The sequence below is a fragment of the Curtobacterium sp. MCBD17_013 genome (genome assembly GCF_003234565.1).
In the GTDB taxonomy this organism is placed as follows: Bacteria; Actinomycetota; Actinomycetes; order Actinomycetales; family Microbacteriaceae; genus Curtobacterium.
In genome coordinates this window covers 41,485-64,735 of the sequence record NZ_QKTU01000014.1, presented here as the reverse complement: position 1 = coordinate 64,735, position 23,251 = coordinate 41,485, and the positions used below count along the sequence as shown (strand labels likewise).

General features: G+C 73.5%; 24 protein-coding genes. 10 read left to right on the top strand and 14 right to left on the bottom strand.

Annotation, left to right across the window (positions count from 1 at the left end):
* Positions 1-97: 97 nt before the first annotated feature.
* Entirely contained in the window at positions 98-658 is a 561-nt protein-coding gene (locus DEI81_RS16285) for a hypothetical protein (RefSeq protein ID WP_181435425.1), read from the bottom strand.
* Entirely contained in the window at positions 655-2,034 is a 1,380-nt protein-coding gene (locus tag DEI81_RS13265; RefSeq protein ID WP_258368728.1) for a molybdopterin-dependent oxidoreductase, read from the bottom strand. The genes DEI81_RS16285 and DEI81_RS13265 overlap by 4 nt, the downstream gene beginning before the upstream one ends.
* 77 nt (positions 2,035-2,111) lie before the next feature.
* Between DEI81_RS13265 and DEI81_RS13260 the strand changes: the two genes are divergently transcribed.
* Positions 2,112-3,605 (top strand): glycosyltransferase family 87 protein, encoded by a 1,494-nt coding sequence (locus DEI81_RS13260; RefSeq protein WP_146244101.1) that lies wholly within the window; start codon positions 2,112-2,114, stop codon positions 3,603-3,605.
* A gap of 2 nt (positions 3,606-3,607) precedes the next feature.
* Here DEI81_RS13260 and DEI81_RS16280 read toward each other — a convergent pair whose 3' ends face one another.
* Entirely contained in the window at positions 3,608-4,045 is a 438-nt protein-coding gene (locus DEI81_RS16280) for a hypothetical protein (protein ID WP_181435424.1), read from the bottom strand.
* Between DEI81_RS16280 and DEI81_RS13250 the strand changes: the two genes are divergently transcribed.
* The 3 genes from DEI81_RS13250 to DEI81_RS13240 all read left to right on the top strand — a co-directional run bounded on the left by DEI81_RS13250 (position 4,020) and on the right by DEI81_RS13240 (position 6,877).
* Complete coding sequence (locus tag DEI81_RS13250) at positions 4,020-5,462, top strand: GH25 family lysozyme (RefSeq protein WP_220035687.1); 1,443 nt, start codon at positions 4,020-4,022, stop codon at positions 5,460-5,462. The two genes, DEI81_RS16280 and DEI81_RS13250, sit on opposite strands and share 26 nt — an antisense overlap.
* A 135-nt stretch (positions 5,463-5,597) precedes the next feature.
* Positions 5,598-6,635: a GTP 3',8-cyclase MoaA gene (gene moaA, locus DEI81_RS13245; protein ID WP_111011195.1), complete on the top strand. Its 1,038-nt coding sequence runs from the start codon at positions 5,598-5,600 to the stop codon at positions 6,633-6,635.
* Positions 6,632-6,877 carry a MoaD/ThiS family protein gene (locus DEI81_RS13240; protein WP_111011194.1) on the top strand — a complete coding sequence of 82 codons (246 nt, stop codon included), beginning with the start codon at positions 6,632-6,634 and terminating at the stop codon, positions 6,875-6,877. The genes moaA and DEI81_RS13240 overlap by 4 nt, the downstream gene beginning before the upstream one ends.
* Here the strand turns inward: DEI81_RS13240 and DEI81_RS13235 are convergent.
* On the bottom strand, positions 6,852-7,277 hold the full coding sequence (locus DEI81_RS13235) for a MerR family transcriptional regulator (RefSeq protein WP_111011193.1): 426 nt from the start codon (positions 7,275-7,277) through the stop codon (positions 6,852-6,854). The two genes, DEI81_RS13240 and DEI81_RS13235, sit on opposite strands and share 26 nt — an antisense overlap.
* Positions 7,278-7,405: 128 nt before the next feature.
* Between DEI81_RS13235 and DEI81_RS13230 the strand changes: the two genes are divergently transcribed.
* On the top strand, positions 7,406-8,128 hold the full coding sequence (locus DEI81_RS13230; RefSeq protein ID WP_111011192.1) for an SDR family oxidoreductase: 723 nt from the start codon (positions 7,406-7,408) through the stop codon (positions 8,126-8,128).
* 54 nt (positions 8,129-8,182) lie between these two features.
* Here the strand turns inward: DEI81_RS13230 and DEI81_RS13225 are convergent, their stop codons facing one another.
* Genes DEI81_RS13225 through DEI81_RS13200 form a run of 6 tightly spaced genes read right to left on the bottom strand, consistent with a single transcriptional unit; the run spans position 8,183 to position 13,300 of the window.
* Positions 8,183-9,262 (bottom strand): ABC transporter ATP-binding protein, encoded by a 1,080-nt coding sequence (locus DEI81_RS13225; protein ID WP_111011191.1) that lies wholly within the window; start codon positions 9,260-9,262, stop codon positions 8,183-8,185.
* The gene (locus tag DEI81_RS13220) at positions 9,259-10,074 is read right to left on the bottom strand and encodes an ABC transporter permease (protein ID WP_258368727.1); all 816 of its coding nucleotides are present in this window, start codon (positions 10,072-10,074) and stop codon (positions 9,259-9,261) included. Before DEI81_RS13220 ends, DEI81_RS13225 begins: the two co-directional genes overlap by 4 nt.
* Positions 10,071-10,889 (bottom strand): molybdate ABC transporter substrate-binding protein, encoded by an 819-nt coding sequence (modA, locus tag DEI81_RS13215; RefSeq protein ID WP_111011190.1) that lies wholly within the window; start codon positions 10,887-10,889, stop codon positions 10,071-10,073. Before modA ends, DEI81_RS13220 begins: the two co-directional genes overlap by 4 nt.
* Positions 10,886-11,329 carry a molybdopterin-binding protein gene (locus tag DEI81_RS13210; RefSeq protein ID WP_111011189.1) on the bottom strand — a complete coding sequence of 148 codons (444 nt, stop codon included), beginning with the start codon at positions 11,327-11,329 and terminating at the stop codon, positions 10,886-10,888. Before DEI81_RS13210 ends, modA begins: the two co-directional genes overlap by 4 nt.
* Before the next feature lie 37 nt (positions 11,330-11,366).
* Positions 11,367-12,638: a sensor histidine kinase KdpD gene (locus DEI81_RS13205; RefSeq protein ID WP_111011188.1), complete on the bottom strand. Its 1,272-nt coding sequence runs from the start codon at positions 12,636-12,638 to the stop codon at positions 11,367-11,369.
* Complete coding sequence (locus DEI81_RS13200; RefSeq protein ID WP_258368726.1) at positions 12,635-13,300, bottom strand: response regulator transcription factor; 666 nt, start codon at positions 13,298-13,300, stop codon at positions 12,635-12,637. Before DEI81_RS13200 ends, DEI81_RS13205 begins: the two co-directional genes overlap by 4 nt.
* A gap of 109 nt (positions 13,301-13,409) precedes the next feature.
* Here DEI81_RS13200 and DEI81_RS13195 point away from each other — a divergent pair, with 109 nt between their 5' ends.
* The gene (locus DEI81_RS13195) at positions 13,410-14,159 is read left to right on the top strand and encodes a DUF4232 domain-containing protein (protein ID WP_111011187.1); all 750 of its coding nucleotides are present in this window, start codon (positions 13,410-13,412) and stop codon (positions 14,157-14,159) included.
* Positions 14,160-14,174: 15 nt separating this feature from the next.
* Here the strand turns inward: DEI81_RS13195 and DEI81_RS13190 are convergent, their stop codons facing one another.
* On the bottom strand, positions 14,175-15,272 hold the full coding sequence (locus DEI81_RS13190) for a HesA/MoeB/ThiF family protein (RefSeq protein WP_111011186.1): 1,098 nt from the start codon (positions 15,270-15,272) through the stop codon (positions 14,175-14,177).
* Between the two features lie 104 nt (positions 15,273-15,376).
* On the opposite strand from DEI81_RS13190, the gene DEI81_RS13185 reads away from it, so the two are divergent.
* The 4 genes from DEI81_RS13185 (at position 15,377) to DEI81_RS13170 (ending at position 19,805) form a co-directional block, all read left to right on the top strand.
* A complete protein-coding gene (locus DEI81_RS13185) occupies positions 15,377-17,038 on the top strand; it encodes a glycosyltransferase family 39 protein (protein WP_111011185.1) in 1,662 nt (553 codons plus the stop codon).
* Between the two features lie 208 nt (positions 17,039-17,246).
* Entirely contained in the window at positions 17,247-17,894 is a 648-nt protein-coding gene (locus DEI81_RS13180) for a hypothetical protein (RefSeq protein WP_111011184.1), read from the top strand.
* Positions 17,895-17,964: 70 nt separating this feature from the next.
* Positions 17,965-18,924: a S26 family signal peptidase gene (locus tag DEI81_RS13175; RefSeq protein ID WP_146244100.1), complete on the top strand. Its 960-nt coding sequence runs from the start codon at positions 17,965-17,967 to the stop codon at positions 18,922-18,924.
* A complete protein-coding gene (locus DEI81_RS13170; protein ID WP_111011182.1) occupies positions 18,921-19,805 on the top strand; it encodes a LamG domain-containing protein in 885 nt (294 codons plus the stop codon). The genes DEI81_RS13175 and DEI81_RS13170 overlap by 4 nt, the downstream gene beginning before the upstream one ends.
* A gap of 101 nt (positions 19,806-19,906) precedes the next feature.
* On the opposite strand, the gene DEI81_RS13165 is transcribed toward DEI81_RS13170, so the two are convergent.
* The 3 genes from DEI81_RS13165 to DEI81_RS13155 form a co-directional block, all read right to left on the bottom strand.
* Positions 19,907-20,842 (bottom strand): 4-(cytidine 5'-diphospho)-2-C-methyl-D-erythritol kinase, encoded by a 936-nt coding sequence (locus DEI81_RS13165; protein WP_111011181.1) that lies wholly within the window; start codon positions 20,840-20,842, stop codon positions 19,907-19,909.
* A gap of 78 nt (positions 20,843-20,920) precedes the next feature.
* The gene (locus tag DEI81_RS13160) at positions 20,921-21,955 is read right to left on the bottom strand and encodes an LLM class flavin-dependent oxidoreductase (protein ID WP_111011180.1); all 1,035 of its coding nucleotides are present in this window, start codon (positions 21,953-21,955) and stop codon (positions 20,921-20,923) included.
* A gap of 212 nt (positions 21,956-22,167) precedes the next feature.
* The gene (locus tag DEI81_RS13155) at positions 22,168-23,247 is read right to left on the bottom strand and encodes a RimK family alpha-L-glutamate ligase (RefSeq protein WP_111011179.1); all 1,080 of its coding nucleotides are present in this window, start codon (positions 23,245-23,247) and stop codon (positions 22,168-22,170) included.
* Between the last annotated feature and the right edge of the window lie 4 nt (positions 23,248-23,251).

The window sequence follows — 23,251 nt, the reverse complement described above, 5'->3', positions numbered from 1 at the left end:
CTTCCGTCCCCTTCCGTCCCCTTCCGTCCCCTTCCGCGAGATCGCAGTCGTTGCCGTTCTGGAGGTACCCAGAGCAGCAACGACTGCGATCTCGCGGTCAGGGGAGGCCGGGGCCGGCCGGGCCCGAAGGGCCGGAGGCGCCGGCAGGGCCGGCCGGGCCCGAAGGGCCGGAGGCGCCGGCAGGGCCGGAGGCACCGACCCCGCCGACGCGGCGGCGCCGGGTGCCGCGCAGGCCCACCGCGACCGCGCCGACCGCCACGACCCCGAGCACGACCTCGGCGAGCACGAGCCGGAGGGTGTAGTCGAACGGCACCACGGTCGGGTTCTTCTCGTGGTGCGTCGCCTGGATCTCGGGCAGCACCACGAGGGCGAGCACCGCTCCGACGACGACGGCGACCTGCACGACGACGAGCGTCCACCCGGGCAGACGTCGCCCGGCCTTCCGCAGCAGCACCCCGACCAGCACGACGAACGGCGAGAGCACCCCGTCGTGGAGCACCACGGCGCCGATGAGCCACCACAGGAGCCCGACCGCCTTGTGCGGCCGCTCGACCGAGCCGAGCGTCCAGGAGCCGAACGCGAGGACCGCCACCCCGACGAGCACGAGCACGAGCCGGGCGATCCGGACGCCCCGAGCGGTGGTGGGCGCGGTGCTCACGAGGTCACCTCGATGCTCGAGAGCCACTTCGTCTGGAGCACCCCGGGCCGGCCGGGCGCGATGATCCGTGCCGGGTAGCCGTGGTCGAGCGGGAGGTCCGCGCCGTTGACCTCGAGCGCGACGAGCGTCGTGGGATCGGCGGCGTACTCCGCGCCCATCTCCATCACGCGGTACCCGCCGTGTCGCTCGAGGCTCGTGACCCGCAGCGTGCTGGCCGCCGGGGCCCCGACGGCCCGGACGAGGTCGCGGATGCGGACGCCGCGCCAGGTCGCCATCTGGCTCCATCCCTCGACGCAGGCGATCGGCAGCTCGACCGTGACGAGGTCCATGGCCCGCAGGTCCGCCCGCGAGAAGCGCTTGCGGACGCCGTTCGCGGACACCGTGAGCCCCCAGTCCCCCGCGCGGGCGGTCTCGGTCACCCCGGCGGCGTGGGCGGTGCGGTTCACGGGCAGGCCGGCCGGGCCGAGCCCACGCTGCCGCGGCGCGAAGAGGGTGAACGGTTCGCCCAGGCGGGAGGACTGCCCGACCGTGAGGACGACGACCGCGGCCACCGCGCCACCGACGGCGGTGAAGAACCCGCGGCGCGCCAGGCGCTGCCGGCGTCCGTCCTGCGATGCGGCCGGAGGCTGGTCGCCGTCCCCCGCGCGGCCTCGCGGACCTCCGGGGTCCGCGTCGATCCACCGGAGGAGTCGGCCCGTGACCCCGCGGGTCGGCGCGGCGGGCGACTGCCGGGCCTCCCGGCCGGAGCCCGCGCGAGCCGGGGCGGCACCGTCGCCCGCGGGCACCGGATCGGGCACGAGCTCGCTGCGCACGGCGGGGTCGACGACGAACCGGCCCTCGGCGTCGTAGGAGTCCCGCGCACGCCAGTACCGGACGATGAGCGGGAGCTTCGCGCCGATGTGGATCGCGAGCGAGCCGATGAGCACGTACGACAGCGCGTAGTGCGTCTGCCGGAACGAGAACGGCCACGGGTACCACTGGTACGTGTTGACGAGTCCGGTGAGCACCTGGACGACCGCCGCCGACACGAAGACCGTGATGGAGGCGCGTTCCAGCAGGTGCAGCGGCCCACGGAGCGGGGGGTCCTGCACGAGCGCCGGCATGACCGTGTTCAGCTTGGCGAACAGGAGCGGGATGATCGCGATGCCGGTCGTGATGTGGAGGCCCTGCGTGAACTGGTAGAGCCGGGCCGGCCGCGTGGGGAACGTCATCCAGGGCAGCGGGTCCTGCAGGAAGTGGCTCCACAGTCCGGTCGCGAAGCACACGAGGAACGCGATGCCGAGCAGGCGCCCGAGCACGACCGCGGACCGGGCGTTGCGGTTCGGCGACGCCAGGCCGCGGCGGAGGTCACGGAGCAGCCGACGCACGGCGTTCATCCTGGCATCCCCTCCGGGCCGGTCACGGTGGAACCGCCGGATGTGATGCCGACGGGTGCCACTACGCTCGTCGCACCATGCCCCGAGCCCCGCGCCGCACGAGCACTGAGCGTCCCATCCGCCTCGGCGCCGTGCTCGCCACGCTCCCGGCCGCGGTCACCGTGCTCGTGCTCGCGGGCGTCATCGCCTGGGGCATCACGCATCTGGGGTTCCTCCGTCCGGGTCATCGCACTCCATTCGTCACGTGGACCTGCATCGCTTGGGCGGTCTTCGTGCTGGGTGTCCTGCTGCTCCGCGCGGTGCCGCGGCGCGCGGTGGCGGCGGTCGTCCTGGGCGGCGCCGTGGTCGTCGGGGTCGCGGCGTTGGCCGGGCCGCCGGACACGAGCTCGGACAGCGCGCGGTACGCGTGGGACGGCATCGTGCAGCTGCACGGTCTGTCGCCCTACGCGCACACGCCGTCGTCCCACGTGCTCGCGGGCATCCGGCCGGACTGGCTCTTCGGGCACCCGACCCCGCACGTGGTGCAGAGCCCGACCGGCCCCACGTACTGCCCGGGGGACCGCATCCAGACCGCCCACGACACCGCCACGGACGCGCGCCTCTGCACGCCGATCAACCGGCCCGCGGTACCGACGATCTACCCGCCCATGGCCGAGCTCTGGTTCGCCCTGGTCCGCAGCCTGGTGCCCGTGACGGCGACGTACTGGCCGATGCAGGTCGCGGGCCTCGCCGTGTCGCTCGGGGTCACCGTCGGCCTGCTCCTCGTGCTGCGGCGCGCCCGCGCCGACCTCCGCTGGGCGGCCCTGTGGGCGTGGTGCCCGCTGGTCGCGTCCGAGGCGGTGACGAACTCGCACGTCGACGTCCTCGGCGCCGCGCTCGTCACGATCGGCGCGGTGCTCGTCGCGTTCGGCCGTCCGGTGTGGGGCGGGATCGCGCTCGGTGCGGCGACGAGCACGAAGCTCATCCCCGCGATCGCGTACCCGGCCCTCCTCGGACGCCGCCGCTCGTGGTGGGCGCTGCTCGTCGGGGTCGCGGTGTTCGCGGTGCTGTACGTGCCGTACGTGGCGACCACGGGCCTCCGCGTGCTCGGCTACCTGCCCGGGTACCTGTCCGAGGAGGGGTACGACGACGGCTCCCGGTTCGCCCTCGTGTCGCTGGTCGCCCACGGGAACGCGGCGATCGTCGTCGTCGGCGTGGTCGTGCTCCTGGCAGCGGTCGTCGCCTGGCGCGTCGCCGATCCCGCCCGGCCGTGGAGCGGCGAGGTGCTCGTGATCGGGGTGACCCTGCTCGCCGTGAGCCCCCGCTACCCCTGGTACGCGCTGCTCCTCGTGCCGTTCGTCGTGCTGTCCGGGCGGTGGGAGTGGCTCGCGGTCGGACTCGCGATCACGGTCCGGCAACTGCACCCGTCGGTCGACACGTTCCGGTGGACCCTCGCGGCGGCGGCGGCGCTCGTGCTCGTCGGAACGCTGGTGCGGACACCGCGTTCGGACTGGGTACGCTGGCGCGCCCGTTTGTCCCCCGAACGCCACGCCCCCGTTCCGGGGGGTTCGGATCCGGACCGGCTCGTTTAGGCTCATCCGGACCGTTGGGGCGGCAGAGGGAACCGCCCATGATCAGGGAGTTCCGACTTGCGACCCAGCAAATTCTCAGGGGTTGTCGCTGCCGCGGCAGCCTGCACGGCCGTCGTCCTCGGCGGCCCGCTGCTGACCGTCACCAGTGCGGCGGCAGCCACCAGCACGGCCACCACGAGCACCAGCGCCACCACCACGACCACCACCGCGGACACGGCGGCGACGCCGTCCGCCTCGGCGACGGCCGCCGTGCCGGCGACGCCGTCCGCGAGCGCGTCGGCGTCGCCGAGCGCCGCCGCGACCGCCGGCGCCACCGCCTCCGCCAGCGCCACGGCGCCCGCGAGCGCCGACGGGTCGGCCACGGGTGACGGCGACCCGTCGCTCGCCGAGATGAACGCCGCGGGCAACCACACGATGGGCTCGACGATCGCGGCGAACACCGGCGCGAACGTGTCCGGCGGCCTCATGCACGCGAATGCGGCGAACTCGTCGGCGGTCCCGGGCACCGACGGGTTCGACATCAGCGCGTGGCAGACGAACAGCAGCATCAACTGGTCGTCCGCCTACAACAAGGGTGCGCGGTTCGTGTACATCAAGGCGTCCGAGTCGACCTCCTACACGAGCAGCCAGTTCGCGTCGCAGTGGACCAGCGCCACGAACGCCGGACTCATCCGCGGGGCGTACCACTTCGCGGTTCCGAACAAGTCGAGCGGCGCGACGCAGGCCACCTACTTCGCGGCGCACGGCGGCGGCTGGAGCGCGGACGGCCGGACGTTGCCCCCGCTGCTCGACATCGAGTACGACCCCTACACCGGCACCGACGGCACGAACACCTGCTACGGCCTGAGCGCCTCGGCGATGGTGTCGTGGATCCGGGACTTCTCGAACACGATCAAGGCGAAGACCGGCGTCCTGCCGGCGATCTACTCGACCACCGACTGGTGGAAGACGTGCACGGGCAACAGCGCGGCGTTCAGCGGCAGCCCGCTGTTCATCGCCCGCTACCCGAGCAGCCTGTCGTCCGGGGCGGGGACGCTCCCCGCGAGCTGGACGAAGTACGCCATGTGGCAGTACGCCGACGCCGGCGTGTTCGCCGGCGACCAGGACGTCTACAACGGCACGCTCGCCCAGCTGCGGCAGTTCGCGTCGGGTGGCGGTGGCTCCGCTCCGGCGATCCCGGCCGTGACCACGGTCGGCAGCTCCCTCAGCGCGGGTGCGCAGCTGAACGGCGGGCAGGGCATCACGTCGGCGAACAAGCAGTACACGCTGAGCATGCAGGCCGACGGCAACCTCGTCGTCTACGGCATGAACCGCGCCCTGTGGTCCAGCCGCACGAGCGGCAAGCCCGGCGCCTACCTGAAGATGCAGGCCGACGGCAACCTCGTCGTGTACCTGGGGAGCAAGGCGATCTGGGAGAGCCACACCTCGAACAAGCCGGCGAACAAGCTCACCATGGAGGACAACGGGGACCTGCGGCTCGAGAACGGCAGCACGCTGTACTGGCACACGAACCGTCCGGGTGCCGACACGATGACGCCGACCTCGACGCTCACCGCCGGCCAGTACCTGCTGTCCCAGAACGGCAAGAAGCAGTTCATCGTGCAGGCGGACGGCAATGTCGTGGTCTACAGCAGCGGCAAGGCGACCTGGGCGTCCCAGACGTCGAAGAAGGGCGGCACCACGCTGACCCTCCAGGCCGACCAGAACACGGTGCTCTACAACAGCGCCGGGTCCGCGCTGTGGTCGACGAAGTCGAGCAAGTCCGGCGCGACGCGACTGGTGATGCAGGACGACGGCAACCTCGTGCTCTACAAGGGCACGAAGGCGGTCTGGGAGTCCCACACGTCCGGACGCTGACACGCTGACCCGCTCCGACCCACCTGGTCGGGCGGTCGCCCAGGAGGCCCGGCCCCGCGCACGCAGCGCAGGGCCGGGCCTCCTGGCCGTCGCGGCTGGGACAGCGCCGCCGGGACCGCGACGTAGGCTGACGTCATGGTCATGCTGGGGATGCCGCACACCGGTCTCGTCGACCGCTTCGGTCGGCGTGCGATCGACCTGCGGGTGTCGCTGACCGAGCGGTGCAACCTGCGGTGCACGTACTGCATGCCGGCCGCGGGCCTCCCGGTCTCGCCGAGCGACGCGATCATGACGGCGGCGGAGATCGCCCGGCTCGTCGGCCTCGGGGCCACACGACTCGGCGTGCGCAAGGTGCGGTTCACGGGCGGCGAGCCCCTGCTCCGGGCGGACCTCGTCGACGTGGTCGCTCGATGCGCGGCGCTGCCCGACTGTCCCGAGCTGTCCCTGACGACGAACGCGATCGGCTTGGCCTCGCGCGCCCAGGCCCTCGCCGACGCCGGCCTCGACCGCATCAACGTCTCGCTCGACACGATCGACCCCGAGACCTTCACGACGGTGACCCGGCGGCCGTTCCTCGCGCGGGTGCTCGAGGGCATCGCCGCCGCGGACGCCGCCGGGCTGCGGATGAAGGTGAACGCGGTGCTCCTCCGCGGGGTGAACGACACCCACGCCGCCGACCTGCTCGCCTGGTGTCTGGAGCGCGGGTACGAACTCCGGTTCATCGAACAGATGCCCCTCGACGCTGGGCACACGTGGGACCGCGCCGAGATGGTCACCGCCGCCGAGGTCCGGGAGCTCCTCGCCGAGCACGTCGTCCTGACGCCGCACGCCGCACCGCGGGACGGTGCGCCGGCCGAGCGCTACGACGTCGCGGAGCGCAGCGCGGCGGGCAGCGCCGGACGGCACCTCGGTACGGTGGGGATCATCGCCAGCGTGACGGAGTCGTTCTGCGCCGACTGCACCCGGACGCGGTTGACGGCCGACGGCAAGGTCCGGAGCTGCCTGTTCTCGGACGAGGAGACCGACGTCCTCACCGCGATGCGTGCGGGCGCCGACGACGACGAGGTCGTCGCCATCTGGCAGCGGGCGATGTGGGCCAAGCCGCGGGACCACGGCGTCGACCGCGCGGACTTCGTGCAGCCGGCCCGCTCGATGAGCGCGATCGGCGGATGAGCGTGACGCGCATCCGGTTCTTCGCGGCGGCACGCGCGGCGGTCGGGCGCGACGCGTTCGACGTCGACGCCCGCACCCTCGGTGCCGCGCTCGACGCAGTCCCGGTCGAGGACGCCGAGCGCTGGGCCGCCCTGCGGGGTCGCTGCTCCTACCTCGTCGACGGCATCTCGACGAAGGACGCCGCGACGCCCCTCGTCGGCGTGGGGCTCGTCGACGTCATGCCGCCGTTCGCCGGGGGCTGACGCTCTCGGACTCCTCGGACTCCTCGGACCGCTCACGGAGCGCGGGGCAGTGCTCGGGCGTCGGGTGGTACGCGATGTCGATCATCCGGTCGAGCGCGTCGCGCGCCGCGCCGAGGGACGCCATGGCCTCGGTGATCCGGTTGCGCTCCGACTCGAGCAGGGCGAACGCCTCGGGCGACGACGCCCCGCTGTCGACGCACGGCAGCAGCTGCAGCACCGTCCGGCTCGACAGCCCCGCGGCGAAGAACTGCTGGATCAGCTGCACCCGCTCGACGGCGGACTCCGCGTAGACGCGCTGGCCGCTCGCCGTGCGGATCGACGCGAGCAGCCCCTGCTCCTCGTAGTAACGGAGCGCCCTCGGGCTGACCCCTGCTCGCCGTGCGACCTCGCCGATGCGCATCGGACGCCCCTTCCTCGGACACCACTGGTGGGCGGATGGCGGTCGCCACTTGCCCTTGACGTCGACGTCAACTCCTAGCGTAGCTCCGGCGGTGCCGATCGAGCCCGCCACCAGATGGAGGAACCAGCATGGACATCACCGGACAGACCGCCCTCGTGACCGGAGCGAACCGCGGCATCGGCCGCCAGTTCGTCCTCGAGCTGCTCGACCGCGGCGTGAGCACCGTCTACGCGACCGCACGACGCATCGAGGCGCTCGAGGTCGACGACCCGCGGGTCGTCCCCCTGCACCTCGACCTCACCGACCACGCCTCGGTCATCGCCGCCGCGGCCGCCGCCCGGGACGTGACGCTGCTCGTCAACAACGCGGGCATCTCGACCGGCGCGAGCCTGGTGACCGGCGACCTCGCCGAGATCCACCGCGAGATGGACACGCACTTCTGGGGCACCCTCGACGTCGTCCGTGCGTTCGCCCCGGTCCTGGCCGCGAACGGGGGCGGTGCGATCGTGAACGTCCTGTCCGCGCTGTCCTGGTTCGCGTTCGGCCCTGCCTCCGGTGCCTACGGCGCCGCGAAGGCCGCCGAGTGGAACATGACGAACGGCATCCGCCTCGAACTCGCCGACCAGGGCACGTTGGTGCAGGGCGTCCACCTCGGCGCCGCCGACACCGACATCATGTCCGGGTACGACGGCCCCATGATCGATCCGCGGGACGTGCCGCGGGCCTCCCTCGACGGACTCGCCGCCGGCTCGATCGAGGTCGTCGTCGACGACTGGAGCGCGATGGTGAAGGCGTCGCTCGCCGGCGACCCGGCGGTCTTCTACGCCCAGCTCGCGTCGATGGCCGGCTGACGTCAGGCGCGTGGCGGTGCCCGTGGTCGCCGGACGGGGCGACCCGTCCGACCGTCACCTCCCCGGCGACGACGGGAACACCGTGACCTCGTCGGCCGGGAGGCCCACGGTCACCTCCGCCCCGACCCGCACCGCGGACGCAGCGACGGCCGCCACGGTGGCGTCCACGACGAACTCCCCCGCGACCACGCGGACGAGCCCGTCGCGCGGCTCGATCCGATCGACGCGCCGGACGATGCCGGACGGCGGACCGGTCCGGACCTCACCGGGCCTCCCGAGCCGCGCGGCGGTGGGATGGTAGACGGCGAGCGCCGCCGCTCCGGGTCCGGCATCGACCGCGTCGGCGTGCAGGACCTCGCCTCCCGCGAGCCGGATCCCGCCGACCACGGCATGTCCGTGGACCGGGGTCAGGCCTGAGAACGCGGCGCCGAACGCGGAGGTCGGGCGTCGGAGCACCCGCTCGACGGGTCCGTCCTCGACGACACGGCCGCGCTCGAGGACGACGACGCGGTCCGCGAGCGCCATCGCCTCGAGCGGGTCGTGCGTGACGAGCAGCACGGCCGCACCGACCGCACCGGCCGCGCCTCCGCTCCGGACGACGGCGGCGAGCGCCTGGCGGACCTCGCGTTGCGCCTCCACGTCGAGCGCGGACGTCGGCTCGTCGAGCAGGAGCAGGTGGGGTGTGGTGGCGAGCGCGCGGGCCACCGCGACCCGCTGGGCCTGGCCGCCGGAGAGGGACGACGGCCAGCGGGTGGCGAGGTGCTCGGCCCCGACCGTCGTCAGTGCGGCGAGCGCGCGTCCGTGTGCGGCGCGTCGGCCGAGGCGCGTGGCTCGGGGCCCGTACGCGACGTTCTCGAGCACGGAGCGGTGCGGGAACAGCACGGGGTCCTGGCCGACGAGCCCGACGCCGCGGCGGTGCACGGGGACCAGGGAGCGACGCCCGCGGACGACGGGCTGCCCGGCGATCAGGACCTCACCGGCGTCAGCGCGGACGAGTCCCGCGGCGACCCCGACGACCGTCGACTTGCCGGCGCCGTTCGGGCCGACGAGCGCGACGACCTCGCCTGGCGCGATGGTCAGGTCGACCACGACGTCCCGTGCCGTCACGCCGAACCGGAGGACCGTGGCGGTCACGCGATGGCCCGACGAACGAGCAGGGACGACGCTCCGATGACGACGATCGCCACGGCGACGAGCACGAGTGCCAGGGCGACCGCCGTGTCGGGGTCGATCTCGCGCTGCAGGTAGATCTCGAGCGGCAACGTGCGCGTCACGCCCTGCAGGCTGCCCGCGAACGTGAGCGTGGCGCCGAACTCCCCGAGTGCCCGCGCGAAGCACAGGACGAGGCCGGACAGGATGCCCGGCACCGCCCGTGGCGCGGTGATCGTGACGAGCACCCGCGTGGGGCCGGCCCCGAGCGTCGCGGCGACCGCCTCGGCCCGTCCGTCACCCGCTCGGAGCGCTCCCTCGATCGCGGTGACGAGGAACGGCATCGCGACGAACGTCTGCGCGATGACGACCGCGATCGTGGTGAACGCGATCCGGACGCCGTGTGCGGCGAGGAACCCGCCGACGGGGCCGATCCGGCCGTACGCCGCGAGGAGCGCGAGCCCACCGACGACGGGTGGGAGCACGAGCGGCAGCAGCACGACCGCGCGGAGGACCCCGACCCATCGCGCGTCGGACCGGGCGAACAGCACGGCGAGCGGGAACCCGAGCAGGAACGCGGCGCCGGTCGCGGCGAGCGCGGTGCCGAGGCTCAGCCCGAGCGCGGTCAGCGACGCGGGCGTCGTGACGAGGTGGCCGAACGTCGACCAGTCGACCGATCCCGTCATCGCGACGACGGGGACGATCACGAACAGGCCGCCCACCACGGCGGGGACCGGGAGCCACCAGGGGACGGCGGCGCGAGGGGTCCCGGCACGCCGCGGCAGCCCGTCGGTCACGGCTTGCCGAACCCCGCGTCCCGCAGCACCCGCTCGCCCGCGGTCGAGCGGACGTAGCTGACGAACGACGCGGCGAGGGCCTTGTGCGCGGTGCCCTGGACGACGCCGATCGGGTAGGTGTTCACGGCCTTCGCGCTCGCGCTGAACGGGACGCCGTGCACCTTCGACCCCGCCGCCCGGACGTCGGTCGTGTAGACGACGCCGGCGTCGGCCTGCCCGGCCTCCACCTTGCCGAGCACGTCGGTCACGGACTGCTCCTCGCTGACGGGGTGCAGGGTGACGCCGGTCGCGGACTCGACCTTCGCCGTCGCTGCGCCGCACGGCACGGGCGTCGCACAGACGACGACCTGGAGGGACGAGCTCGCCAGGTCGGAGAACGAGGACACCTGCTTCGGGTTGCCCGGGGCGGTCGCGATCTCGAGCACGTTCGTCGCGAAGTCGTGGCTCGCCCCGGCGATCATGCCGCCGCTCTTCAAGGTCCCCATGGTCGTCTCGTCGGCGGATGCGAACACGTCCGCGGGCGCGCCCGCCTGGATCTGGCTGACGAGGTCGCTCGACCCACCGAACGAGAACGTGACGTGGGCGCCGGGGTGGGCGGCCTCGTACCGCTTGCCGAGCGTCGTGAAGGTCTGCTGCAGCGACGCGGCCGCGTACACGGTGAGCGTGCCGGTGGGGCCGGCGCTGGACGAGGCGCTGGCGGCGGGGGTGGCCGATCCGGATCCTCCGCCGGAGGAACAGGCGGCGAGGGCGAGCGTGCCGACGAGGGCGAGCGCGGCGGCCGCCACGGGACGGAGGCGGGACGACGGACGGGTCATGCGGGTTCCTCCCGGGCGGGCCCGTCCGCGTCGGACACCGGCGCGATCGGGGCTTCGACGACGACCATGGTCGCCTTGACGGACGCGACGGCGACGGACCCGACCTCGAGGCCGAGGTCGCGCACCGCCTCGGCGCTCATGAGCGAGACGACGCGGTGCGGGCCGCACTGGAGCTCGACCTGCGCCATCACGCGGTCGGCGACGACGTCGGTGACGATCCCGACGAACCGGTTGCGGGCGGAGCTCTGCACCCCCGACGCGGGGTCGGCGAGGGCCGTGCTGCGCTCCTTGGCGTACCGGGCGAGTTCGCGGCCGTCGACGACAGCACGGCCCGCGTCGTCCGTGGCGCGGGTGAACGTCCCGCCGTCGACGAGTCGTCGGACGGTGTCGTCGCTCACGCCGAGGTACGTGGCAGCGTCGCGGATCCGCAGTTGCGTCATGATGCTGCGATCCTAGGCGCAGGTACCGCCCCGATGCTCAGCGCGTGTCGCCGGTAGGGAACTCGAGGCTGACCACGAGCCCGCCTCCGGGCCGCCCCTCGAACCGCAGCGTCGCGTGGTGCAGGTCGGCGACCCACCGGACGATGGAGAGCCCGGTGCCGGTGCCGACCCCGGGTCCGCCGACGACACCGGGGTCGATGCCGTCGGCCCGCCCGGCGAGGCGTTCCGGCACGCCGCTGCCCGAGTCGGCGACCGCGAAGCACCGGTCCCGCACGGTGATGCGCACCGGGCCGTCCGTGTGCCGGATCGCGTTCTCGACGAGGTTCCGGACGGCGTGTTCGACGAGGTCCGCGTTGCCCCGGACCACGGTCGGCACGGCATCCACGGACACGAGGGCGCCACGGTCGAGTTCGTCGACCGTGACCTCGACGAGCTGGTCGAGTCGGAGCAGCCGCTGGTCGATCTCGCCACCGGACTCGGACCGCGCTCGCGCGAGCAGGCTGGTCACCACGCCGGTCATCCGCTCCAGCCGACCCTGGAGGTCCCGGAGCGCCTGGTCGGCGGTGTCCGGATGCCGGATGCCCGACTCCGCGATGAGGCCGAGCGTCGCGAGCGGCGTGCGCAGTTCGTGCGCGGCCTCGCGGAGGAACTGCTCCTGCCGTTCCACCTGCCGCACGGCGGGACGCATCGCGCGACCGGAGAGCACGTGCCCGGTGACGGTCCCCAGGAGCACCAGCACGGCGACCGCGAGGACGAGCCCCAGCACGAGTGTCCGACGGCTGAACGGCGCCGCGGCCGGCGCACCCACCATCGTCATCGCGACGTCCGATGGGTCGAGTGGCCGCGCCACCCACCGCATCGCGACCCCGTTCCGCCCGGACACCGTCTGGAAGACCGACGCGTGCGCGCGCCGCATGCCGGCGTACATCGCGCTGATCACCGCCGAGGACGGCAGGGACGACTGCCGCGGCGAGGCGTACTCGATGCCCCGCGCGTCCACGAACCCCGCCGGCATCGTCCCGATCGCGGCGAAGCCGGCGCCCGACGCGGGCGTCGTCCCCGTCGCGAAGCTGAAGTACCGGCCGTCGTGCGTGACACCCTCGGACACCAGGCGGGCCTGGGTGCGGAGGCCGTCGTCGACCCGATGGCGCGCGGCGGCGTCCGTCGCGGCGAAGAACACCGCGAGCGCCACCATGCAGGCCGCGGTCGTCAGCGCGAAGAACAGGGTCATGCTCCAGCGGATCCGCTCGAGCCGCCGCCGGGCCGCCGGGCTCGGTCGGGACCCGATCGCGACCTCGCGCGTCCTCATGATCGGATCCGGTAGCCGACGCCGCGGACGGTCTCGATCAGGTCCGGCTCGCCGAGCCGCCGCCGGAGTTGCGCGATCACGACGTCCACGACGTTCGACAGCGGATCGCTGCGCTCGTCCCAGCACCCCTCGAACAGCGCGCTCCGGGACAGCACGGCGCCGTCGGCGGTGAGGAGCATCTCGAGGACCCCGAACTCCTTGGGCGTCAGACTCAGGAGGACGCCGTCGTGCGTGACCTCGTGCCGGGGCACGTCCATGACGACCGGACCGGCACGGAGGACGGGGACGCGGAGCGCCGCCCCGCGCCGGGTCAGGGCCCGCAGACGGACCTCGAGCTCGGCGAAGGCGAAGGGCTTGACGAGGTAGTCGTCCGCGCCCTCGTGGAACCCGTCGACGCGGTCCTCCACGGTGTCGCGCGCCGTCAGCACGAGCACGGGGACGGTGTCGCCCGCGCGCCGCAACGCGCGGAGGAACGTGAGCGAGTCACCGTCGGGGACCGTGCGGTCGAGCACGAGGCCGTCGTACGCCGTCACCGCGACGGCTTCGTCGGCGGCGGCGAGGTCGGTCACGTGGTCGGTCGCGAACCCGGCCCGCCGGAGTCCGTCGAGGATCCGGGCGGCCAGGTCGAGATCGTCCTCCAGCAGCAGCAACCGCACGTCCACGTCCCTCCGACTCCGAGCGACACCTTCGCAGGACCGAGATGAGGAAGTCGTGAGACCGGCCGGGGACGGTCTCATCTCGGCCTCACGGTCGGCGCGGCACAGTGGAGGCATGAACCGCTCCGATCCACGGCACCGCCTCCTGGTCGTCTCGACGACGGCCGCGCTCGTCGGGCTCACCCTGACGGGCTGCGCCGCCCCGCACTCCGACGCCGCGCCGCACCCCGCCGTCACCCGCACCGCCTCGGCGACGCAGACGACGGCGACACGGACGCCGAGCCGTCCGCCGGCCACCCCGAGCGCTGCGCCGTCCGCCGCGGGCGCCCCGTCCGCGCCCGCCGCGAACGCGGCATCGACCCCGGCACCGGGCGCGGGGGCCGCCGCGGGACCGGGAACGCGCTCCGGGATGTGCACGACCGCACAGTTGTCCGCACGACTCGGCGAACAGGGCGGGAACCCCCCGGGGAGCGGCGGCGGGATGTCCAAGGAGCAGCTCGCCATCATCCTGACGAACACGAGCCCCACGACCTGCACGCTGCAGGGCTGGCCCGGCGTGTCCTACGTGGGTGACGGCAACGGCACGCAGATCGGTCCCGCCGCGACCCTGGACCGGGACGTGCAACACCCCACGGTCACGCTCCAACACGGCCGCGCCGCCCAGGCCTACATCATCATCGAGGTCGCTGCCGCCTTCGATCCGGCGACGTGCAAGCCCGTGCACATCGACGGTATCCGCGTCTACCCGCCGGGCAGCAGGACGGCGCTCTTCATCCGCGGCGGCAGTGGCGCCGGCGACGGCACGGCGTGCTCGGCGGGCGAGCTCAGGCAGACCATCGTCGAGGCGGTCATCCCCTACCCGTGAGCAGCACGCCCGCCACTACCCCCTGCCGGGACGCTCGGCGGTCGGCCGCGCCTCGGCCAGCCATGCGGTCATGCCGCCGTCGAGCACGGTCACGGTCCGACCGTCGCCGTTCGCCGTGGCCCACGCGTCCGCGCGCGGGCCTCGGGCGCAGTACACGACGACCTCGGCGCCGGCGGGCACGGCGTCCGGCCGCACCGCGCCGGGGACGACGCCCGTGGCGTCGAGCTCGGCGTCCGTGCGGACGTCCACGAGCACGAAGGCGTCGCGACCCTGCGTCCGCAGGGCGAGCCGGGCCTCCAGGGCGGCGGGCGCGATCCGACGGACCGGCTCCGACGGCAGGGTCGGGAGGGCCGGCGGACGTCGCGACGCCGGGCCACGACGCAGCGGACTCTCCACGGTGCGCCACGTGCGCGCGTCGACCGTCACGACGCGGCCGAGCAGGGGGTCGCCGACGCCGGTGACGAGCGTGAACACCTGGCCCGCCATGACCGACCCGACCACGCCGCAGAGCGCGGGGACGACCCCGTCGAGCGCACACGAGCCGTCGTCGTCGAACGGGTCGGGGTGCAGGTCGTGGAAGTCGACTGCGGCACCGTCCGGAGCGGCGTCCCAGAACACGGACACCTGGCCGTCCGAGCCGAGGGCACTGCCCCACACGAACGGGACGCCGGCTGCGGCGCAGGCGTCGGACGCCGCCCGTGTCACGAGGACGCTGTCGGCCGCGTCCACCACGACGTCGTGTCCCGGGACGATCTCGGGGGCGAACCCGGCGACGACGGCGACCACCTCGGCCTCGGGGTCGACGGCGCTCGCCCGCTCCGCCGCGACACGTGCCTTCGGTCGGCCGACGTCGGCGGCCGTGAACAGCGTCTGCCGCGCGAGGTTCGACGGGTCGACGACGTCCGGGTCCACGATCGTCAGGCGCGCGAGGCCGGCCCCCGCGAGCAGGGCGACGACGGGCGCCCCCAGGCCTCCGGCACCGATGACGAGCACGCGTGCGGCGGCGAGGCGACGGATGCCCTCGTCCCCGACCCCGGGCAGCGGCGAGGTCCGCGAGCCGAGACGCCGACGGGCGGCGGAGGCGGTCGGAGCCGGTTCGACGATCGGACGCATCCCGTCATTATGTGTGTCGCACCGAAGACACGAGTGTGAACTCTCAGCGGCGACCGCGCGAACACCCGGGCGCGCTGCCAGTGGGGCTGGGTAGCGTCCGGGCGGTGCGTTCTCCGCAGACCGGTGCCATCAGCATCCAGCGGCCGACCCGGGTCCCGTCCCTCCGGCGGTCCGTCCGGGGGCTGTCCGGCACGCTGTCGATCGCCTCGGCCCGCTCGCCGGAGCTCACGATCGCGGCGCTCGGCGTGCTGCTCGCTGCGGCCTTCGCCTGGGTGCCGTCCCTCTGGTACGACGAGGGCGCCACCGTCACGAGCGCGACCCGGACGTGGGGGCAGCTCTGGAGCGAACTGCACCACGTCGACGCCGTGCACGGGCTCTACTACGCCTGCATGCACGTCTGGTTCCGCCTCGTCGGCTCCACCCCGTTCACGCTGCGGTTCCCGAGCGCGCTCGCCGTCGGGCTCGCCGCCGGGCTCGTCGTCGCGCTCGGCCGTCGGATCGCCGGTCGCCGGGTCGGCGTCGTCGCGGGCGTCGTGTTCCTGCTCCTCCCCCGCGTCGCCTGGGCCGGCGTCGAGGGCCGCCCCTACGCGACCATCACCGCGCTGTCGGTGGGCCTGACACTCGTCGGCCTCACCGCGGTGCGACGCACGCGGCACGGCATCGGACGGCGGTGGTGGGTCGCGTACGGGGTCCTCGCCGCGGTCGCGGTGGTGTTCAACGTCTACCTGTCGCTCGTCGTCGTCGCCCACGCCGTGGCGCTCGCGTGGACGCGCCTCGCCGACCTCCGAGCCGCCCGCGCCGCACCCATGACGCATCGCGCTTCCGCCCCGGTGCCGATCGTGCCGCGGCACGTCCTCGGCGCGTGGGCGATCGCCGCGGGCTGCGCAGCGGTCACCGTCGTGCCGTTCGTGGCCGTCGCCACGGGCCAGTCGGAGCAGGTGAGCTGGATCGCCGGGATCGGGCCGGGCACCGTGCGCCAGGTGTCGACGACGGCGTGGTTCCCCGGGTCGGTCCCGTTCGCGACCGCCGCCTGGGTCGCGATGGCGGCCGGCGTCGTCCTCGGTCTGCGTGGCGCGCGACGTCGCGCCACCGCCCGGACCGCCGGGGAGGCCCTGCGCGCCCAGGCGGTCCGGGTCACCCTGCCCGTCGTCGTCGTCCCGACGGCACTCCTCGTCGGCGCGACGGCCCTCGGGGAGCACCTGTACTCGCCGAAGTACGCCACGCTGAGCCTGCCGTTCGTCGCGGTGCTCATCGCCCTCGGCCTGACGTCGATCCGCCCGCGGGTCCCCGCCCTCGTCGCGGTCGGTCTGCTCGTCGCGCTGGCCGTGCCCGCCGCGGTGGCCGTGAAGACCCCGTACGCCAAGCAGGACTCGCACTGGGCGCAGGCCGCCGCGATCGTGAGCCGGCAGCGCTCGTTCGCTCCCGATGCGGACGAGGGTGTCGTCTACGGCAGCGTGTGGCACCACCCGACGACGACGACGCAGATCATCCGCGACGCCTACCCGCGGGCCTTCGCCGGGATGACCGACCTGGCCGCGGTCACGAGCGGCCCCGCCACCGGTCGGCTCTGGGACACGAACGGGGACGTCGCCACGACGGTGCCCCGCCGTCTCGGCGACATCGACACGGTGTGGTTCCTCGGGGCGCCGTCCCGCGACGTCCGCCCGGCGCTCACCGCGACACTCGAACGTCGTGGGTTCCACGTCGCCGGCACGTGGCGCACCGGCACCGTCATCGTGTCCGAGTACAAGCGCACCGGGCACTGACCCGGCGGCAAACCGCCTGGTCGGTATCGTTCGGGGTACAACCGCGTCCCCCGCATTGGGGGCCTCAGAGTTCTCGAGAACCGCTCAGACTGATGGGGCCGCACGGTGTCGTCGTCCGGGCGTCGTTCCGCAGCCCGATCCTGCGTCCGACGATCCATCCTGACGGGGTACACCGCGAGCGACCCGATCCGACCCGAGGAGCCCGCCGTTGTCCCACGTCCTGCCCACCAGCCCGAAACGCGTCCGGTTCACGTGGTTCGCGATCGGCACCGGGGTGCTCGCCGCCGTGCTGCTCTCGTTCTCGATGTCCGGGACCCTGTCGGGGTTCGTCGCGTCGATCACGAACAGCGGTGACACGGCCGTCACCGGCACCCTCGTGATGCAGGAGTCCACGACCGGCGCGAACGCGGCGACGTGCACCTCGACCGACGGCGGCTCCGTCTCGACGAACACCGCGACCTGCACGTCGATCGACCAGTTCGGCGGGGCCGCCATGGTGCCCGGCGACACCGTCACCACGGCGATGACGATCAAGAACACCGGATCGGCCGCCGCCCGGACGTTCACCCTCACCCCGGGCTCCTGCGGGCAGCTCGCGAACGGCTCCGTCAACGGCACGGCGAACGACCTGTGCTCGCAGATGACGGTGGTCGTCAAGAACACGACCGCGAACACCACGGTGTTCTCGGGCACCCTCGCCGCCCTCGGCAGCACGACCACGCCGTTCTCGCTCCCCGCCGTCCCGGGCGGTTCGTCCACGGCCTTCAGCTTCGCCGTCTCGCTGCCGAGCACCCTCGGGAACAGCTACCAGGGCCTCCAGGCCATGGTCCCGCTGACCTGGTCGTACGCCAGCTAGCCCCCACCCCGTCCGACGCGGCGGGTCCCGCTGCCGGACCCGCCCCTCCCGATCCGTGGAGGCGACCGCCATGACCGCGACGCACGTCCGCGCCGTCCGGCCGGCCGACGGCGTCCGGGCGGTGCGCGGCAGCAGGGCCGTCCACGGCCTCCGGGCCATCACTCGCCGTCGTCGTCGGACCGGACGGCGAGCGCTCACCGGCGTCCTGCTCGCGATCATCGCTGTCATGGTCGTCGCCGCGGCGGCGTTCCACGCCACCGGCGGTCGGTGGTTCGTCGTCGAGACGCCGTCCATGGGCACGGCCGCGCCCGTCGGCACGCTCGTCCTCACCGGCCCCGCCGCCGCGACCGACCTGCGCGTCGGCGACGTCGTCACGTTCCACCCGCCGACCGCCGCCGCCGAGACGTACACGCACCGGATCGTCGCGATCGACGACGGACGGATCACGACCCGCGGTGACGCGAACGGCGCCGTCGACCCCTGGCGTCTCCGCGCCGCCGACGTGGTCGGGGTGGTCCGGACGATCCTGCCCGGGGTCGGATGGCTCGTCCGTGCACTGCCCCTGCTGATCGGCGGTCTCGTGGCGCTCTGGCTCGTGACGAGCCGCGTCCGTCGGCCGACGCACCGATCGGCTGCCCGCGTCCTCGGGGTGTCCGTCCTGCTCTCCGGCGTCGCGTTCGTCCTCCGTCCCTTCGTCGGGACCACGGTGCTCCAGACCGCGACCGTGTCGGGCGGCACGGAGGCGACCGTCGTGTCCACCGGGATGCTGCCCGTCCGGGTCGCCGCCCCGACCGGCGCGCACGTCGACCTCGTCGCCGGCGAGGTCGGGCGCCTCACCGTGCCAGCGCACGGCATCGCGACACCGCACGCGGTCCACCACCTGACGACCGCGCTGCACCTGCCGCCCTGGGGATGGGCGGTCGCGGTGGGCCTGTGTGCGGTACCGCTGCTCTGGACACTCGTGGTGGGCCTCCCGGGCGACGAAGCGGGCCCGCGCCGCCACCGCCGGACCCGAGGACTCCACGCATGACCCCCCGGCACCGCGAGCGACCCCGACGGCGGTGGCCCCTCGTCGCGGTGGCGCTCGCCGCCGCGGCCGCCGTCGGTGTCGCGGCGCCCGGGACGACCTCGGGGTGGACCGCGGCGATCACGGACCCCGCGGACACCGCGAGGACGGCGCCGTACTTCCACTGTCCGGACGCGCTCACCGTCGACGCCGGCTCGGCGCTGTTCCAGTACCCGCTGACCGAGGACGCCGGCTCGACCACCGCCCGGGACGTGTCCGGACACGGGAACGACGGCACGTACCAGGGCAGCATGACCACGAGCACCGAGACGCCCATCGCCTGCCCGAGGGACGGTGGCAGCGCGTACGTGCTCGACGGGTCCACGAGCTACGTGTCGATGCCGACGAAGACGGCGCCACCGGCCACCTACAGCGAGGAGGTCTGGTTCCGCACGGCCACGGCAGCCGGCCGGTTGATCGGATTCGGCACCGCCCGGACCGGCACGTCCGGACTGGAGGACCGGGCCGTCTACGTGAACACCGACGGCGGGGTCACCTTCGCCACCTACAGCAGCAGGAACCAGATCGTGACCAGTGCAGCGGGGGTCGACTACGCGGACGGGGCCTGGCACCAGGTGGTCGCGACGCAGAGTCCGAGCACCGGCATGGCGCTCTACCTCGACGGGACGCTCGTCGCCAGCAACAGTGCGTACACCGGAGCCGAGGACGACGGAGGCGGGTACTGGCGGATCGGCTACGACAGCCTGTCCGGGAGCTGGGTGGGTTCCGGCTCCGCCTGGTACGTGAACGGTGCCATGCGGTACGCGGCGGTGTACACCACGGTGCTCACCGCACAGCAGGTCGCGACCCACTACGCCGCGGGCAAGTTGGTGACCGGGAACTGAGGCGCGGCGGGCTCGCGCTCGCGCTCGCGCTCGTGCTCGTGCGCGGGCTCGGGCTCGTGCGCGGGCTCGGGCTCGGGCTCGGGCTCGGGCTCGGGCTCGGGCTACCGCGGTACGACGCGCGCGCCGTGCACCGGACCCGTGGCCCGCACCACGGTCAGCCCGGCGGCACTCAACTCGACCTGCAGGTCGAGCGCGGCGTCGGAGTCCGCGGCCAGGAACGCGACGGTCGGGCCGCTCCCGGACACGATGCCCGCGAGAGCGCCGGCGCGCTCACCGAGTTCGAGCGTGCGCGCGAGCGTGGGTTGCAGCCGCATCGCCGGAGCCTGCAGGTCGTTGTGGAGGCAGTCGGCCAGCAGCTCGGCGTCGCCCGCCCGGAGCGCCTGCAGCACGTTCGCCTCGACGACGGGGGCGTCCCGGACGGGCGTGATGTCGGCGCGGTAGCGGTCGCGATGCTCGTCGAGGGCGGTGTACACCGCGGGCGTCGAGAGTCCCTCGTCCGAGAGCACGAGCACCCAGTGGAACTGCCCCGACGCCAGGGCCGGGCTGAGCTCGTCGCCCCGCCCCGTGCCGATCGCGGTGCCGCCGGAGAACGCGAACGGCACGTCCGCGCCGAGCCCGGCCGCGAGCCGCAGGAGTTCGTCACGACCGAGCGACGTGCCCCACAGGGTGTCGACCGCCAGGAGCGTCGCCGCCGCGTCCGCGGAACCGCCGCCCATGCCCCCGGCGACGGGCACCTGCTTCTCGATCGTCAGGTGCACCCCGCCGCGGTAGCCCGCGCGCTCCGCCACGAGCCGGGCGGCCCGCAGTGCCAGGTTCGTCTCGTCCACCGGGACCGCCGACGTGTCGATGGGACCGGTGAACCGCACGGTGAAGTCGTCAGCCGCCTCGGCGACGACGTCCTCGTACAACGACACGGCCTGGTACGCCGTCGCGACGTCGTGGTACCCGTCCGGCAGCAGCGTGCCGACAGCCAGGTAGACGTTGATCTTGCCCGGCGCGCGCGTCCGCACCCGGGTCGGTGCGGCGAGCGACGTCATGGACCCAACCTATATCGGTCGCGATGGCCACCGCGCGACCCCGAGGGGCACCGCGGTGGCACGGCGCCGTCGTGCCCCTCAGCCCGCGGTGGTGCCGGCCACGAGCGGGATGACCTGCTCGCCGAACCGCTCCATCTCCTCGAGCTGTGGCGAGAACTGCAGCAGGAGCGTGTCGACGCCGGCGTCCTGGAACGCCCGGATCCGCTCGGCGACCTGCTCGGGCGTCCCGACGAACCCCGGCCGCAGGCCACGGTTCGACACGGAGTAGTCCTCCAGGCTCGGCACACGCTCGAGCTGCGACTTCGAGATGAAGTCCTGGTACGACTCGTACGCGGCCCCGTGCTGCACGTCGGTGATGCGGGCGAGCTCGGCCTGCGCCTCCGCCTCGGTGTCACGGACGATCGCGTAGGCGGCCATGCCGAACGCCTCGAACGGCGGCAGTCCGGCGTCGACCCGCCGCTGCTTCATCTCGTCGATCTTCGTGCGGAGTTCGTCGACCGTGCCGCCGTGCGTGACGTAGGCGTCGGCGTAGCGCGTGATGCTCGCCTTGCCGGCCTCGGACTCACCGCCGGCGTAGATGCGCGGCTGCACGCGGGGCTTCGGCTCGAGGTGCGCGTTCTCGATGTCGTAGTACTCCCCGTGGAACGAGTACGGCGTCTCCGTCCACATGCCCTTCATGATCTCGACGAACTCGGCGGTGCGGCGGTACCGGTCGTCGTGCTCCGAGAAGATCCCGCCGTACTGCTTGGCCTCCTCGGCCCACCAGGCACTCACGACGTTGAACGTGAACCGACCGTTCGAGATGTCGTCGATCGTCGCGGCCTGCTTCGCCGTGACGGCGGGCAGGTGGTAGCCCGGGCGCATGGCCGCCATGATCTCGAGGCGGTCGGTCGTCGCCGCGATCGCCGCCGCGAGCGCCCATGCCTCGAGGCTCGGCGCGGCCGTGCCCTTGATGTCGTTGAGGTTGAGCTCGGGGACGAGCGTCAGGTCGAAGCCGATCTGCTCGGCCCGCTGGGCGAGGCGCTTGACGTAGTCGAACGTGACGGGCATCTGCTCGTCCTCGACGTTGCGGAGCCAGCCGCCGAACAGCGGGGTCCAGTATCCGAATCGCACGTGGTTCTTCCGGTTCGTTGGGGTGGGACGGTCGGGAGGCGCGGTGCCGGTCGGGCCGGCGCCGCGCCTCCCGGGGTGGTCGCGGTGGTCGCGGGTCGCGGTGGTCGCGGGTCGCGGTGGTCGCGGTGGTCGCGGGTCGGAGCGGCCGAACCGGTGCCTTCCGTTCGAACACCGCGATGCGGCGGTGCGAACGGAAGGAGCCGGTGCGATGCTCAGACGGCGAGCAGGGCCTGCTCGCTCGCGAGGAGCGCGCCGAGGTAGCGCGCGATGCTGCGGGGCCCCGACACGGGGCTCGTCTCCTCGACCGCGGGGTTGTAGTTCGTGTTCGTGTTGATGTCGTAGACGACGGTCCGACCGTCGACGGTCTCCATGAACTCGATGCCGGCGACGCCGATGCGCTGGTCGGCCAGGAACGCCTCGAGCCGCTGGACGATCTCGGACTCGGCCGTGATCTCGGAGCGGATCGAGAACGCGCTCGGCTGGCCGGCCGTCGGCACGTCGCACGCCGCTCCCGCGAACGTCTGCTCGGGGCCGGTCTGCTCGGGGCCGGTCTGCGCCGTGCCCGTCGGCGCGGGCCCGCTCTGCGGCTGCGCCGCTTGGCCGGGCAGCGGGACCTCGCACGCATCGGCCGGGCAGAGCTCGAACGACCCGGCGCTCGTGTCGACGCGGACGGCGTAGACGAACCGACCGCCGACGAACTCGACGCGGGTGATGAACGGCGCGCGCGCGACCAGGTACTCCTGGATGAGGGTGATGCCGTCGACCGGCTCCTCGAACTCCGGACTCTCGACGTACGCCGCGAACTCCGCGACCGTGTCGAACCGCCGGACGCCCAGGCCCTTGCCGCCCTGGTTGTGCTTCGTGATGAACGGCGCACCGGGAGTCGACGCCTCGGCGACGAAGCGCTCGGCGGCGGCGACGAGGTCGCGGTGACCGAACACCGCCGTCGTGCGCGGCACGTCGAACCCGGCGTTCCGGAGCAGGCCGTGCTGCGCGACCTTGCTGACCTCGAGCTCGAGCACGTGGCTGCCGTTGACGACCGAGCGGCCGGCACGCTCGAGCCAGCCGAGGACGGCGCGCGTGTACTCCTTGCTGTGCTCGTGCCCGCGGGTGTGGCTCGACGCGGACATGCGCGACCAGTAGACGCCCGGCGCAGGATCGGCGGCGAGGTCGATGGAGCCGTCCGTCAGCAGGAGCTCCTCGACCGGGACACCCTCGGCCTCGAACGCGGCGGCGAGCGGTGGGAACCACTCGGGGTTCTCGTGGATGACGTACACACGGGGAGTGCTCACCGCA